Below are 15,197 nucleotides of genomic sequence, written 5' to 3' on the forward strand. Positions count from 1 at the left end.
CCCGCCATGGGGGATACAAAGCCGACCTTGCTGACAAATACGAGCCCCGCCAGCGCGGCAAAGGTGCCGCTGATTACAAACGCCAGAATTCTTGTTTTGGTAACCGGTATACCAATGAGCGCGGCACCGCCGATGTTATCGCCGATTGCTGCAAAATATTTGCCCTTTTTGGCTTTGGAAAGATACAGGTAAATACCCACTGTGATTAAAATAGTAACCAGAAGAAACACGTTGACAAAGCCGAGAATGTTTTTCTGCGAGTAAAGCTTAAAGGCGTCGGGCAGGTTTTCTACCCATTTGCCCTTGGTGTAGATATAAACCGATCCGCGGATAATGCCGTTGGTACCAAGCGTCATAATAATTGCGGGAACATGTAGCTTTGTAACACCCAACCCATTGATGAGACCGATGACTGCACCGATGAGCAATGTTGCCGGAATGGTGATCCATAGAGAAACATCGTCGCGAATCATGGTTGCGGACACCGCCGCGGTAAGCCCCAGCGTTCCGCCGATGGAAACGTCGATATCACTGGTAACAATGACAAACGAAATGCCAATGGCAAGCAGAATGTACATTACACTGCCGTTAAAGCACAGCAGCAGGTTATCGGGCGACAGAAAATCGGGGTTTACTATACCTGCTACAGCAAACAGAACCACCATAAATGCCAAAGCAGAAAACTCACGCGCCTTGGTTAGTTTTTGAACTACTTGTTTCATTCCGCTTTTACCTCCTTCTCATACACGCCGAAAGAGGCGGCCATAAGATTATCTACCGTGATGTCGCAGCGCTCAAAGGTGTGATTGATCGAGCCTTGGAACATCGTCATCACGCGGTCGGAAAGCTGTACGACCTCTTCGATATCCGATGAGATCAGCATTACCGCAACACCTTGTTCTTTGAGCTGGTTGATAATTTTATATACATCGCCGCGGGCACCCGCGTCAATTCCCCTAGTGGGTTCATCCAAAATAACCACCTTAGGCTGGGTGGCAAGTGTTTTTGCAATAACCACCTTTTGCTGATTGCCACCTGAAAGCGAGCCGATCAGCTGATCGCGTCCGGTCACTTTAATTCGGAAGTCTTTTATGTACTGATCCGCCAGCTCTTTCTCTGCCTTTGTGTTTATAAACACCTTGCTCATTTTGCGGAGCACACCGGAGGATACATTTTCGGTAACGCCGCTGATTCCGTAAATTGCATTGAGGTGACGATCTTCCGGAACGTAGTTAAGCCCCATGTCGATGATCCGACTGGTCTTTTTACCGGTAATGTCTTCGCCGTCCAGCAGCACCTTGCCGCTTTTAACCTCGTCAATGCCGAAAATACCTACTGCAAGCTCGGTACGACCGGCACCCACAACACCCGCAATGCCCAAAATTTCACCGGGGTAAACATTTAGGTTGATGTGATTAAAGCCGTAGCCGCAAAAATCTTTTACTTCAAGCATCGGCTTTGTTTTGGTGTAATCCACACCCGGCCCTATAGCACAAGCCTGCGCAGTAATATCTTGCGCGTTGGGCGGCAGCAGGCCTTTAATCAAATCATCCTGTGTGAAATCTTCCACAGGGCCGTCCACGGTGATGAGACCGTCACGCAGAATGACCACGCGGTTCGCAATCTGAAACACCTCTGTCAGGCGGTGGGTGATATAGAAAATGCAGATGCCGCTCTTCTTGAGATCCTCCACGATTTTGAACAGAGACTCTATTTCATTAAAAGTAAGTGCCGACGTTGGTTCATCGAGGATTAAAATTTGGGAGTTTCTCAAAAGCCCTCTCATAATTTCAACCAGCTGTTGCTCTGCAATCGAAAGGCTGTCGGCCTTGCGGTCAAGCTTCAAATTCCAGCCAAGCTTCTGGTTCAGCTCCACCAAGCGGGTGTGCAGCTCGCTGCGCTTTTCGTCAAAGCCAAGAACAATATTTTCCTCAACGGTCATATTCGGGAACAGCATCGGTTCCTGCGGCACAAGGTAAATGCCCTTTGCCAACGCCGCCGAGGGCGTGTTGAGGTTTGCTTTTTCTCCGGCTATAAAGATATCACCGGCATCCTGCTGGTAAATACCCATAATAATCTTCATTAAAGTACTCTTACCTGCACCGTTGCCGCCTATCATCGCCACTACGTCGCCGCTGTTTACATCAAGGTCAATTCCTTTTAAAACAGTGTTGAGCGCGAATGACTTACAGACGCCGCGGATGGAGATCATGGGCACTTGAGAAGATTTGTTTGCAGTTGTACTCATATTCAATCCTCCGATTACACCGACGAAACATTTGTAACGCATTGAAATTTTTATCTGATGTCTGCATCATAATGTATTTTTTTATTTTTGTCAATAATCGTAAAATTACAAACTTGTGATATTTTTCTTGAAAACCACTTTTTACCCTGCAAAAATTCTTAAAGTAGGCTGTTTTTAATGTTTTCATTGTGTAAAATGTCAATAAATTAGCTTTAAGTTTGTATACATCATAATTTTTTTTAAGCATTTAATTGCAAAATAAAATTAGTTGACACTCGGGAGCAATACTGATATACTCAGCTTAGATGTTAAACATTTTATCACTTTATAAACTTTTGTATATTGAAAAGGGCTTCTCGTTCATTCGATGTCCCATCTTTCATGCAAATAATCAAAAAGCAAACAGGAGGCTTTCCACTATGGATTATGAAGAAACCCTCATGATAAAAACGACCTGGTGCTACTACATAGAAAACATGACACAGCAGGCGATTGCCGAGCAGCTTGGTATTTCCAGAATGCGGGTCATTAAGCTTTTAGAAAAGGCTCGAATCAAAAAGGTGATTCAGTTTAAAATCCGTTCAGATGCTGCACACCGCATGGAGCTGGAAAAGCAGCTGCTTGACCGCTACGGCCTAAAGGATATTTATATTGTACCGTCTGTATCGGAAAACATTAACGAAACGGTGGCGCGTGCCGCCGCACTTTATATCGGCGACCACGTACAGAACAAAGCCTTTATCAATATCGGCTTTGGTGATACCACCTCTCGCACTTTAAATAACCTCATCCTCGCCAGTGACTCCGAGATTTCGCTCGTATCCCTCACTGGCGGCGTCAGCTACTATACTTCATCTGCAAATTGCGGTGTTGCGTCTGCTACACGGTATATCATCCCCGCGCCTTTTATAGCATCCACCGCCGAAATGGCAAGCGCCATCTGCGAAGAAAGCTCTGTGAGCGAAATTCTACGCCTCGCCAACCTCGCCTCGCTTACGGTTGTGGGTATTGGCGGTGTAACCGAACATGCAACTGTCGTAAAAGACGGCAAACTCACTGCAAATGATCTGCTTATTATGCAGATGAAAGGTGCAGTCGGCGATATTTTGGGACATTTTATTGATAAAAACGGTGACCCGATCGATTGCCCCATTCACAACCGTTTGATCAGCACCCCGCTGGAGGCACTCAAAACCTTTCCAAACGTTGTGGGTGTTGCGGGCGGGTTAGAAAAAACGCATGCCATCAACGCGGCACTCAAAAGCGGCTGCCTTGATGTTCTCATTACCGACGAGGAAACCGCCGAAAGCCTGCTGACGCTGTAATGAACACCAAATGAGCACCAAATACCCCCTCATCATTCTTATAAAACAGGAGGTTGCAACTATGAGTAAATACTTAATGGCGATTGATGCCGGAACCGGCAGCGTCCGCGCTGTATTGTTTGATACCCTTGGAAACCAGCTTTTTGTCTCTCAGCAGGAGTGGGAACACAAAGAAGATCCGCGTTATCCCGGCTCAATGGATTTTGACTGGGTACATAACTGGGAGCTTGCATACGGCTGTGTGCGCGATGTCATGAAAGAAAGTGGCATTGACCCCACCAAAATTGCAGGCATTGCAACCACCAGCATGCGCGAGGGTATTGTGCTCTACGATAAAAACGGTAAAGAAATTTGGGCATGCGCCAATGTGGATGCCCGCTCGGTGGGTGAGGTCAGTGAGCTGAAAGCAATTTCGGAGAGCCTTGAGAAAGAAATCTATCTTCCCTCCGGGCAGACCTACGCACTGGGTGCACTGCCCAGAATTTTGTGGGTGAAAAATCACCTGCCCGAGGTTTATGAGAATACTGCGACTGTCACCATGTTTAACGACTGGCTGATTGCAAAGCTCACCGGGGTACTCACTGCAGAGCCCTCCAATGGCTGCACTACCGGCATTTTTGACCTCGCAAAGCGCGCCTGGCTACCCGAAATTTCGAAAAAATGCGGGCTGAAAACCGACATTTTTCCGCCTGTGTTTGAGAGCGGTACGGTTGTGGGCAAGGTTACCGCAGCGGTGGCGGCGCTCACCGGCCTTGCCGAGGGTACTCCGGTTGTCACAGGCGGGGGTGACGCTCAGCTTGGCAGCGTTGGTGTCGGTGTTGTAGAGCCAAACCAGGCTGCGGTATTCGGGGGCAGCTTTTGGCAGTTTGAGTTTAATACCAACGTTGCCAAAACCGATGACCAGTGCCGTGTTAGGGTAAACTGTCATGCCGTACCGGGCCTGTGGCAGTACGAAGCTTTGGCGTTCTATCCGGGGCTTATTATGCGCTGGTACCGCGACGGCTTTTGTCAGTTGGAAAAAGCCGAAGGTGAAAAAGCGGGCAAAGACCCTTATTATCTGATGGATCAAGAAGCGGAGAAAATACCCGCTGGCAGCTACGGCATGATGTGCACCTTCTCGGATGTGATGAACTTCATCTCCTGGCGGCATGCGGCACCCGCTTTTGTCAACTTTGCACTAGACCCGCAGAAATTTAATCGTTACACCTTTTACCGTGCCATTATGGAAAACGCCTGCATGGTGACTAAGGGCAATTTGGAGCTTGTTTCTGATGTAACGGGCAACCTGCCCGAGGAAATTGTATTTGCAGGCGGCGCCTCCAAGAGCCCGGTTTGGTGCCAGATACTGGCGGATGTTCTGGGGCTTAAGGTGCGTGTGCCTAAAATAAAAGAAGCCACCGCGCTTGGCGCGGCAATTGCCGCAGGTGTGGGTGTGGGCATTTATGTCAATATGTCTGAGGCCGCAAAACAGCTTGTAAAATGGGATGCAGAGTACACACCAAACGCCGAGAACCATGCCACCTACAGCAAGCTTTACGATACATGGCGTACTGTATACGCCGCCAACCTTTCACTCAGCGACCAGAAGCTCACCAACTATATGTGGGTAGCACCTGGGCTGTAACTTTTAGCGATTTAACATCTGTAACGCAGAGATTTTATCTGATACGCATTGTATTATCTGTCTTGTTTTGCCCGATTGTTGAATCTGCGGTGGGCAAATCCAACCCAGTGCTGATCCGTGCCGCAGCGGAGAATGGAAGAATCATTATGTTTATTGTAGATGAAAAAGACCATGAATACCGTTTTGGTGATAATGGCCCCAAATACCTGATGAAAGGCCCCCGTATGAACTTTGCAATTGTTCAGTTTACACCGGGTAAAGATTTCCAGGCGCATTATCACAACATTATGGAGGAGAATTTTTATATTCTTGAGGGTACTGCCGAAATTACAGTTGACGGCAAGGTTTACAACCTTACCCCCGGCCAGATGATTCATATTGAACCCAAAGAGGTTCACTATGTCCGCAACACCTCGGATCAGGTGCTGAAAATGGTTTCCACCCTTGCTCCTTATCAGGAAGTGGATAAGGTTGATGTTGAATAGTCGTTTCATTTTATAAGCGGATTTGTTCCGCATGGGAGGCTTTTCTATGAAAACAATCAAAGCAACCCCTATCACCGCCGAAAACTTTTTACCCTATGGCTATGTGGCAAATATCTCCGATTCCTCGGGTAGCTACGGTATGGGGGCTTACCCCTGCACCTTTCACCGCGACCTTGTCCTTTGTCCGAATGGGAGCAGCGACCCTATTGCGTTTGGGTCTTTAAAAATTGGCAAGCGGGCAATGATTGTACAGGATGTGGAATATCATTCTCATGCCTGTGAAGTAATGATGCCGATGGACGACGACATCGTCATTTACGTGGGCCCTGCCTCCAGTGATGTAATTGAGCTTGACAAACTTGTGGCGTTTTTGGTTCCCAAAGGCACTTTGGTAATCTTTCGCGCAGGTGTTTGGCATGGTGCACCCTACCCTGTCCATCATGACGGCACTGTATTGATCTGTCTGCCCGAACGCACTTATCTCAACGATACCAAAAAATATCTTCTTGATGAGAAGGATTTTTTGATAATCGAATAATTTTTGACATCTTCTTCATTTTCTTCATTTTCTCCTAATCCTATCCCAGCAAAAAGAACCCCGCGTGAAAAACACCTCAGTCTTTGTTCAGTAAAGTATACCGAATAAAGATTGGAGTGTTTTTCTATGCCAAAAGAGGCACCAATGCTCGGGGGCTTGCTTCTGTTCAGCTGCCTATTATCGTTTCAGTTGCAGCAACATGGGCATCGGTACTGTCTCTTCAGCTTTTAAAGGGAAAATACGACATGCGAACGCAATTCTTCTACGAAGGGCGTATTTTTGACTTTTCTATGACGGCATGCTATCATGTATTTAGATATATCTACCTTTGTCAGCTGTAGAGCGGCGAATTTTGCGGACACGTTCCTACAATTTCATATGGTCTATATAGGGCCGATTGTAAAATAACGTATGCCAATTTGGTAATACGTTTTTTATATGCAGTCAAAGCTTATTCCACAAATAAAATCTTCACGGAGGGAAACCATTGAACTTACTATTAAAACTTGGACTTGTGATTCTGGCCGGACTGATAGGCGGCAAGATTGCCCGCCACTTTAAGCTCCCGGATGTAACGGGATACCTAATTGCAGGGCTTTTTTTAGGCGGCTCCTTTCTTCAGCTGGTGTCTGAGCAGGACATTGACTCCCTTGGCATTATAAGTGAGCTCGCCCTCGCGGTGATCGCCTTTAGCATCGGCAGTGAATTCGTTGTAAAAGAGATGAAAAAGCTGGGCAAAGCCGTTTTTATTATTACCTTGGCAGAGGTAATTGGCGCTGTAATCGTCGTGTTTACTGTGGTATACTATATCTTTCAGCAGTCCTTTGTGTTCAGCATTATCATCGCCTCCATGTCTGCGGCTACGGCCCCCGCTGCCACCTTAATGGTTATACGTCAGTTTCGTGCCCGCGGCCCCTTAACCCAGACGATACTGCCTGTTGTTGCACTTGATGATGTCTTTGGTATCATTGCCTTTGGGTTGGCGGTATCCGTTGCAAAAATCGTTACAGGCGGCTCAGATCAGCCGCTGGCCCTTATGGTTACCAAGCCTTTTATTGAAATTTTTGCCTCCTTGCTTTTAGGGTGTGTATTTGGCGTGATTCTCACCTATGCATGCAAGTTTGCTCCGGACAATGAGGTTTTGCTGGGGCTTATATTGGCTGTTATAGGTATTACCACAGGTATTGCTAACTGGTTGGGGCTGTCGGCTCTGCTTGCCTGTATCATGGTAGGTACGATGGTAGTAAACCTTAAGCACAACCCCAACCGGGTTTTTTCGTCGCTCAACAACTTTACGCCCCCGCTATACCTTCTGTTTTTTACTCTGGCAGGGGCCAGCCTGGATCTTCGTATACTAGCCTCGGTGGGCTTTCTGGGCGTGGGCTATATCTTGGCGCGTATGGGTGGAAAAATGGCAGGCGCATGGGCGGGCGCGAAGATTTCCGCTTCCCCGGATGTGATACGCAAATATCTGGGCCTTGCCCTATTGCCGCAGGGGGGCATATCCATTGGCCTTACGGTTATTGTGCGCCAGATGTTCCCCGAGCAAGCCGAAGCGATTGCCACTATTATCATGTTTAGCGTGCTGGTTTATGAGACTACCGGCCCCATATTTGCCAAGATAGCCATACAAAAGGCCGGTGAGGTTGGCGGAATGGATCGAAAGCCCGACCATACCCCAGAAGCGGTGGCTTTAAAATAAAAATTGAGGAGGCAATATTATGCATGCTTTATTTATCGTTCTGAATGACACAGACTATCTGGATGATATCCTTGCGGGACTGGTGCAGGCCGGGGTTACCGGCGCGACGATTTTAGAAAGCCAAGGTATGGCCGGCTTTATGATGGACAACGACAAAGCAAGCCTATCTATGGCCAACATGTTTAAGTCTTTTTTGACAAGTGCCAGGCCGTTTAACAAAACTATTTTTACGGTGCTGGAGAGCGATGCTCTTTTGGATAAGGCGGTTGCAGCGGTACGGCAGACCCTAGGCGAGGAGGCAAGGCCGGGAACGGGAATGATGTTTTCCGTGCCGATAGGGGCTGTGTACCCTCTCTCATCCGAGTAGGCGCTGCTTTTTTCGGCTATTCTAATTTTTTTACTATACGGGTAACCTGTTGTACGAGGGTTGCCCGTATTTTCTTTTGTGGCTTCAGGAGAACACCTAAGACGAAGCATATTGGCGCACAGCCTAGGTATAAAAACAATAGATTCTGCGAGCAATTTTCTTGTTTTCTTATATTGATCAGCGATGTTTTCGGTGGTTTTAGGGAATAATAAACATTATTAGATAGAAAGGCACTTTTCAATGAATATTTTTGACAACGGTACAATAAGGCTTTTTCTGGTGCTGCTGCTGTTTTCAGTACCGTCGGCACTCATTGAGTATTTGATTTGCAGGTTTTCAAAAGGCGGGCTTACCAAATACATTTTGCCCCTCATTACTGTTTTTGCAGGGGTCGGCTCCATTATCTATGCAAAAACCTCACACCTGGAAGGCTTTCTGGATATCGCATATATTCTGCTCGGCATGCTGTTTTTTGGAGCTTTTGTTGCCAGCCTTATTGTTTTGGTTGTTTACGAAATATCTTTGCGAAGGCGCAAAAAACAATAAGCTAGGCTTAGGCAGGTTGAGAAAAAATTTTGCTTCCTGATTTAGCAAGGGCAATCGGTAAACTTTTTTGTTTTAATCTTCTGCCCAAAAACGGTTTGGCAAAACAAAAAGGCATTCACGTCCGTTTTGAACGTGAATGCCTTTTCGTTTAATTTGATATTTTGTTTACCGATTATTTAGTTCGGCGTAGTTGAGAATATCGCGGCAGAGAAATAAAATGAGCGAAGCACAGAGCGTGTTCCATACAAAGGTGGTGAGCAAGGGCAGCGTCGGGCCCGAATCACCCAATGCCGCCATCACTGCAAAGCCGATGATCAACCCCGGCACACAAATTAGTATCATAATCAGGAAATAGAGCATCATAATAATCACTTTACTGGTCAGCGAGCCCAACACCCGTTCAATGAGGATATTCCCTGCAATGAACAAAACGCCAAAACCGATGCGCATAGCAATGCAAGCTGCAATTTCCAGCGGGGAGAGGCTGAGCAGCAAGCCTACAGGGATAAACAGCACCACTGCCTCCAGCACAACTTTGCAGATGCTTTCACGGCACAGGTGTAAGAGTTTGAGAAACGGTGGTTCCGGAGTGAGATAGACATAGGGCAGCAACAGCTCGTTTACCCAGCGCCCGGTAGCAACGCTGAATATCTGCAGATAAACGCTGAAGAACAGCACTGGTATCAGCCCTTCATCGCGCATAAAATAGGAAAAGCCTATGGTCATTGCAATAAACAGCAGGCTTGTTTTGTCTAACATTAAAAAGCGAGAGCGGCGGTTTTCCAGCATATGCTTATAAAAGAATACGCTTGCACCCTGCCCTTTACCAATACCTATTTTGCCAACCTTAACGTTTTGGGGCAGGCTGTCGGCAAATTTGCCCTGTTTTTTTGCAGTAATTGCAGAGAGAGAAACCTCGGTGGCTTTCAGAACATCCTCATAAAAATCGCCGCGCGCTTTGGCAATTGCTACAATCAGGGCAGCGGCGAACAGTACAGTTGCCAAAAGCCCTAGTACTGCCGCAGCCCAGTTGGCAGAGAGAAAACCTGCCACTGCAGCCTTCAGCCAGCCTGCAACAGGAAATAACGCTGCAATGGGGGTGTTGGCAGCGCTCACAATAGAACCCAGTACATCGCCCTTGTTGGTAAAAGCCGGCAGCAGGATGTACAGAGAAAACACACCAAGTATGGTGTAAAAGCCGATGCGTACGGCGGTTCGCACACGCTCATTTTGGCTGGTGAACGTATAAATCGCCATGGCGGTAAGCTGTGAGCAAAATACGCACAGGCAATAGCCCAGCAGAATGATAAGCAATGCGCCGAACGAAATGCCATAGCTCTGATGCAGCCACGAGTACTGGAACAGCAGAAAAAAGCCCACATACAGCGAAGTGCTCATCTGCTTAACAAGGCCGTAAAGCAAAACCCGGTGCGACGGAATAGGCGCGGGGAAGAGCATATGAACATCTGCCATAGAGAAAAAGCTTGCACCCGAGCCAAGCCCCTGAAGAACACCCATTGCAAACATAAACGCATACAGCCCCAACATCATTACCGTAAGCTCTGCGATAGAGCGATAGCTTTTACCCGGCATAGGTATGGTGAACATAGCGCTCACCACCATAAAGCCCAGCATCAGCACTACAAACAGTGTCAATATAAGCTTTGCGGGGCGCCGTATCAACTCTTTCAGGTTGTTTTTCAGCGTGGTGCGCAGCAGGTAGAAGAGACTTTTCATTGTGCTGCCCCATCCTTCCGCTCGGTGATTTCAAAGAACAGGTCTTCCAGCGATTTCTCATTTTCGTTGCTTGAGCGGTTGCGTTTGGTGGCAGCAAATGAGCCATTCATCATAATATGTGCAACATCCCAGTAATCCTCTACGCTGTCAATCATATGTGTGCTGATGAGCACAGACGCGCCCTCGTTTTTGAGCTCGGTGAACAGTAGCTTGAGCTGCTTAATGGCATGCGGGTCAAGCCCCACCATCGGTTCATCGAAGATGAGTACGCGCGGTTTATGTAAAACAGCGCAGCAGATGCTCACCTTTTGCTGCATGCCTTTCGAAAGCTCTTTCCCCAGCTTATCTTTTTTATCCTCCAGTTCAAAGCGCTCCAGCAGCTGAGCCGCAAGCGGCTGCCACCCTGTTAGCCGGTAGGCACGCGCTATAAACTCAAGGTGTTCTTCTACTGTTAGCATGTCGTAGACGGCGGGCATTTCGGGGATATATCCGAGCAGCTTTTTAGCCTCAAGCGATTTGTTCGGGTGCCCGCAAACGGTAATTTCACCGTCAAACCGCAGCAACCCTGCAATACATTTGATGATAGTAGATTTGCCCGCACCGTTCGGGCCCATCAGTACTGCTATTTCGCTGTCGTTTACACGAAAATGGATGTCGTTATTGGCAACGACCCTACCATAACGCTTTGTTACATGGTTTACTTCAAACATCGTATTCCTCGTTTCTGTGGCTAAATTGGTACTTATAGCTTTTCTGCGAATCAATCGGAAAAGCAGCAGGCATTGGCAACTGCCGTGCAAACGGCTTTTCAAAGCCAAAACCGTATACTTATTATTTTAACGCATCTGCAACAGAAATGATACATTTGAAAGAAAGATTTACAAATAATCAAAATTTTTACTAATTTATGCTAAGTCCTATGAATAAAGAATGCAGACCGCGGCAAGTTGTACCGGTTATGGCAATCCGCCCCTAAAATCGGCATAGCCAAAGGGGCAAACCAGCTTCATTTCTGTTGATTTTATAAAACAGAAAACCCAAGCAAAAACAGAGGCAATACTGCCACTAAATCGCTTGAGTTTTGTTCGTTTATCCTTCCAGTACTGCGCCTTTTTCTTTAAGCAAATGGTTCGAGATCAGCATTTCTTCTGCTTCTTCAACGCCAATTCGGTCTATCGTAGTACCAAAACGCTCACCGGCAATGCCCTTGCTCTTAAAAAGCAAAATTGCCTTTTCAATGACATCCAGAACTTCGTCTTTGGTAAAAAGCTTTGTTAAAGCACTGCCAATACGCACCTGCTTGCCCCAGCGCCCGCCGATGTAAACTTTATACATGGTCTCACCATGTGTTACGGCTTGAAAGGGGCAGGTTCCGGCGCAGCGCCCGCAATGGTTGCATATACCGCTGTCGATTGAAATTGCATCGCTGCCGAGCACGGCTGCGTGCATAGGGCAAGCTTTTTCTACTTGGCAAACCTTACAGCGCTTGCAGAGCTCTAATTCTACCTTAGGTACACGCTGCCCCACAATGCCAATGTCGTTTAAATCGGGCTTAATGCAGTTGTTGGGGCACCCGCCAATTCCAATTTTAAATTTGTGAGGGAGCGTTACGTCATGGTAGCCCTCATAAAAACGCACATGAACCTCTTTGGCCAGCGCCTGGGTGTCGTACAAGCCAAAAACGCAGGTAGTGCCTTTGCACGAAACAACGGGGCGTACTTTGGCTCCCGTTCCGCCGGTCAGCATATCCTCTTGGGCAATATGCTTTTGAAAGCCTTCCATGTTTTCATAGCTGATTCCCGGCAGCTCTACCGTTAAGCGCGAGGTAAAGGCAAGGGTTCCGTTGCCGAATTTTTCGGCTGCCTCGCTTAAGTTTTTCATTTGCTTGGCAGTTAAAACTCCGTTTTGGGTAATAACCCTGCCGGAAAACTGCTCTGTGCCCCTGTTATGTAAAAAGCCTTGTCCTTTTACGCGCTTTATATCCTGTAGAGTAATCGCCATTTTTATAGCCTCCGTTTTAATAGTATAGTTTTCCCTAAATATATTTGAAATTGAAATAACAGTAGAGTATTATATAGTAAAAAACCTATAGTAAGGAACGTGGAAATATGACAATCCGTCATCTGCAAATATTCATAGCGGTTGCCGATTGCAGCAATATGAGCGCAGCAGCGAAAAAGCTCTATATTTCACAGCCAACAGTAAGCCAGGTCATCTCTGAAATGGAAGACGTCTACGGGGTAAAGCTGTTTGAGCGCCTTTCCAAAAAGCTCTATATCACACAGGCCGGCAACCAATTGCTGGGATATGCAAAAAGCATAGTCGCGCTGTTTGAAGAAATGCAGCATAGCTTAAGCCATGCCTCCGAGCACCAAACCATTAAAGTTGGTGCCACTATTACGGTGGGGAATTGTTTGCTGCCCGGCCTTGTCAGCCGTGCCGAAGCCAAATACCCCAATATGGGGGTACAGGTGGTGACAGATAACACCCAAAAAATAGAGAAAATGATTTTAAACAGCGAGCTTGACCTTGCCGTGGTGGAGGGTGCAATTAAAAGCAAAGATATCATTGTAAAGCCGGCCGTTGAAGATCAATTGATTCTTGTTTGCGGAATTGATCACCCATTTTGGGGCAAGGACAGCGTCTCGATTGAGGAACTGAGCGAACAGCCTTTTGTTTTACGCGAAGAAGGGAGCGGAACGCGCGAGCAGTTTGAAAAATGCCTCGAAAGCAAAGGCGTATCGGTCTATCCTAAATGGACCTGCCATGGCTCGGACGGAATTCTGAGCGCTGTGGCGGGCGGGCAGGGGCTCACCGTTATCTCCAAGCTGCTGGCAGATAACATGGTGGCACAAAACAAGCTGCATATCATTCGCCTGAAAGATGCAGAGCTGCGGCGAACTTTTAATTTAATCTACCATAAAAACAAATTTTTATCGAAGCCCATGTTAAACTTTATCGGCGAGGTAATGGAAGGCAATTAAAATACAACGAAACCTACCGTTAACACCCATGCAAAAAGCCCGCTTGTAAATACCTTTCCTATTATAGGTTTTCACAGCGGGCTTGTAAAATAGTTAGTTCCAATGATATCTATAGGAAAATGCCTATGATGTTAGCTTATACCCGAAACCGGGGAACTGTGATATCAGTTTTGAGTTTGCTGCATCAGCAGCCAAATTCCAATTTAAGCTGCCTGAGATATTTGGTAAACACCACATGCGTTACCACCACTGTAATAAGGTTTGAGATTGCCTCGGCGGCATAAATGCCCCATACACCCGTGAAAAAGGGTAAAATAAACGCAAGTGGCAGCAGCAAAATCACCTTGCGTAAAATGCCGAAGAAAAACGAGTAGCGGGTGTTGCCCATGGCTATAAATGCGTTTTGGTTTACCATTTGCAGGCCGAGTACAAAAACCGTGCTGTACATCAGCCGCATGGTAATGGTCGTAAGGCTGATGAGTTCCCGGTCGGGGGTGAAGGCCAGCGCAATGTGCTGCGGCAGAAATACCATCGCTGCCCACATCACCACCGCGCAGGTGATACTGCATACGCGCGCATAGTGCACGGTTTCGCGAATGCGCGGATAATTGCGTGCACCCATATTGTAGCTGATGATGGGCTGAGCACCCTGTATGATGCCCTTGAGCGGCATGAAGAAAATTTGCCCCACGCTTGAGAGAATTGCCATGGAGGCGATGTGCAGGTCACCCAGAGTGCCGCCATAATGCCGCAGCAGACGGTTGAGTACAATTACCACAATGCTTTCGTTGAGCATAAAGGTAAAGGTAGAAACGCCCAGTGCGCAGCTGGATTTTATAATGCCCCAGTCTAGGCGCATATCACGCAGTGTAATGGTTAAACGCGGCTTTTTTGAACAGAGAAAGCCTACCACCCATGCGGCAGAAACGAACTGGGAGATCACGGTGGCAACTGCGGCACCCGCGATACCCATATCAAAGACATAGATAAAGATCGGGTCAAGCACCACATTGAGCACCGCTCCGATGATCACCGTAATCATGCCCATGCCTGCGTAGCCCTGCGCATTGATAAAAGCGTTCAGCCCCAGTGAAAGCTGAACAAATACGGTACCCAGCAGATAAATACCGAGGTAATCCGACGCATAGGGCAGTGTGTTTTCGCTTGCACCGAATGCCAGCAGCATGGGGTCTCTCCAAATAGTGCAAACCACGGTGAGCACCGCACCAATAATAAGCAGCAGTGAAAAGGCATTACCGAGGTAACGTTGAGCACCCTCTTTGTCCCCCGCACCCATGCGTATTGAAGCAAGCGGTGCACCGCCCATACCGATAAGTGAGCTGAACGCGGTAATGAGCATAATGATGGGAAAGGTAAGCCCAAGCCCGCTGAGGGCCATAGTGCCGACACCGGGCATACGCCCAATATACATACGGTCGACAATGCTGTACAAGGCATTTACCAGCTGCGCTACCGTGGTTGGTATGGTAAGACGAAGCAGCAACGGAAGAATTTTCGCATGGGCGAGTTGTTCGTTTATATCTGTGTTGTTTTGTCGCTTCAAAAATATGGCCCCTTCAAATCGTTTTGTCGTCCTTCATCATATACGATTCCAACCAAAAAATCAAATAGCGCAGCGGA

Annotated in this window: 14 protein-coding genes; 8 read left to right on the forward strand and 6 right to left on the reverse strand. The window is 47.3% G+C overall.

What is annotated here, in order from left to right; translation table 11 throughout:
• Together RTV33_RS06720 and RTV33_RS06725 are read right to left on the reverse strand one after the other, a co-directional pair.
• Nucleotides 1-722, reverse strand: a 722-nt coding sequence (locus RTV33_RS06720; protein WP_312642778.1) for an ABC transporter permease subunit, incomplete at its 3' end; no start/stop codon positions are given.
• Nucleotides 719-2,248, reverse strand: a complete 1,530-nt coding sequence (locus tag RTV33_RS06725) for a sugar ABC transporter ATP-binding protein (protein WP_312642780.1) — start codon at nucleotides 2,246-2,248, stop codon at nucleotides 719-721. The genes RTV33_RS06725 and RTV33_RS06720, both read right to left, overlap by 4 nt.
• Before the next feature lie 419 nt (nucleotides 2,249-2,667).
• Here RTV33_RS06725 and RTV33_RS06730 point away from each other — a divergent pair, with 419 nt between their 5' ends.
• The 7 genes from RTV33_RS06730 (at nucleotide 2,668) to RTV33_RS06760 (ending at nucleotide 8,835) form a co-directional block, all read left to right on the forward strand.
• On the forward strand, nucleotides 2,668-3,573 hold the full coding sequence (locus RTV33_RS06730; RefSeq protein ID WP_312642782.1) for a sugar-binding transcriptional regulator: 906 nt from the start codon (nucleotides 2,668-2,670) through the stop codon (nucleotides 3,571-3,573).
• A 61-nt stretch (nucleotides 3,574-3,634) separates the two neighbouring features.
• Nucleotides 3,635-5,197: an autoinducer-2 kinase gene (lsrK, locus tag RTV33_RS06735; RefSeq protein WP_312642784.1), complete on the forward strand. Its 1,563-nt coding sequence runs from the start codon at nucleotides 3,635-3,637 to the stop codon at nucleotides 5,195-5,197.
• Nucleotides 5,198-5,343: 146 nt separating this feature from the next.
• Complete coding sequence (locus tag RTV33_RS06740) at nucleotides 5,344-5,682, forward strand: cupin domain-containing protein (protein WP_312642786.1); 339 nt, start codon at nucleotides 5,344-5,346, stop codon at nucleotides 5,680-5,682.
• Nucleotides 5,683-5,728: 46 nt separating this feature from the next.
• Nucleotides 5,729-6,220 (forward strand): ureidoglycolate lyase, encoded by a 492-nt coding sequence (locus tag RTV33_RS06745; protein ID WP_312642788.1) that lies wholly within the window; start codon nucleotides 5,729-5,731, stop codon nucleotides 6,218-6,220.
• Nucleotides 6,221-6,707: 487 nt separating this feature from the next.
• Nucleotides 6,708-7,922 (forward strand): cation:proton antiporter, encoded by a 1,215-nt coding sequence (locus RTV33_RS06750; RefSeq protein WP_312642790.1) that lies wholly within the window; start codon nucleotides 6,708-6,710, stop codon nucleotides 7,920-7,922.
• Nucleotides 7,923-7,941: 19 nt separating this feature from the next.
• Complete coding sequence (locus tag RTV33_RS06755; protein ID WP_312642792.1) at nucleotides 7,942-8,289, forward strand: hypothetical protein; 348 nt, start codon at nucleotides 7,942-7,944, stop codon at nucleotides 8,287-8,289.
• A 240-nt stretch (nucleotides 8,290-8,529) separates the two neighbouring features.
• Entirely contained in the window at nucleotides 8,530-8,835 is a 306-nt protein-coding gene (locus RTV33_RS06760; protein ID WP_312642794.1) for a hypothetical protein, read from the forward strand.
• A 165-nt stretch (nucleotides 8,836-9,000) separates the two neighbouring features.
• Here the strand turns inward: RTV33_RS06760 and RTV33_RS06765 are convergent, their stop codons facing one another.
• From RTV33_RS06765 to RTV33_RS06775, 3 genes are all read right to left on the reverse strand, one after another.
• Entirely contained in the window at nucleotides 9,001-10,572 is a 1,572-nt protein-coding gene (locus tag RTV33_RS06765) for a putative ABC exporter domain-containing protein (RefSeq protein ID WP_312642795.1), read from the reverse strand.
• Complete coding sequence (locus RTV33_RS06770; protein ID WP_312642796.1) at nucleotides 10,569-11,282, reverse strand: ABC transporter ATP-binding protein; 714 nt, start codon at nucleotides 11,280-11,282, stop codon at nucleotides 10,569-10,571. The genes RTV33_RS06765 and RTV33_RS06770 overlap by 4 nt, the downstream gene beginning before the upstream one ends.
• Before the next feature lie 379 nt (nucleotides 11,283-11,661).
• Entirely contained in the window at nucleotides 11,662-12,573 is a 912-nt protein-coding gene (locus tag RTV33_RS06775) for a 4Fe-4S binding protein (protein WP_312642797.1), read from the reverse strand.
• Nucleotides 12,574-12,680: 107 nt separating this feature from the next.
• Here RTV33_RS06775 and RTV33_RS06780 point away from each other — a divergent pair, with 107 nt between their 5' ends.
• Complete coding sequence (locus RTV33_RS06780; protein WP_312642798.1) at nucleotides 12,681-13,556, forward strand: LysR family transcriptional regulator; 876 nt, start codon at nucleotides 12,681-12,683, stop codon at nucleotides 13,554-13,556.
• A 184-nt stretch (nucleotides 13,557-13,740) separates the two neighbouring features.
• Here the strand turns inward: RTV33_RS06780 and RTV33_RS06785 are convergent, their stop codons facing one another.
• Nucleotides 13,741-15,120 carry an MATE family efflux transporter gene (locus RTV33_RS06785; protein WP_312642800.1) on the reverse strand — a complete coding sequence of 460 codons (1,380 nt, stop codon included), beginning with the start codon at nucleotides 15,118-15,120 and terminating at the stop codon, nucleotides 13,741-13,743.
• Nucleotides 15,121-15,197 lie beyond the last annotated feature (77 nt).

Origin of the sequence: Hydrogenoanaerobacterium sp. (genome assembly GCF_032017025.1) — a bacterium.
Lineage (GTDB): Bacteria > Bacillota > Clostridia > Oscillospirales > Ruminococcaceae > Hydrogenoanaerobacterium.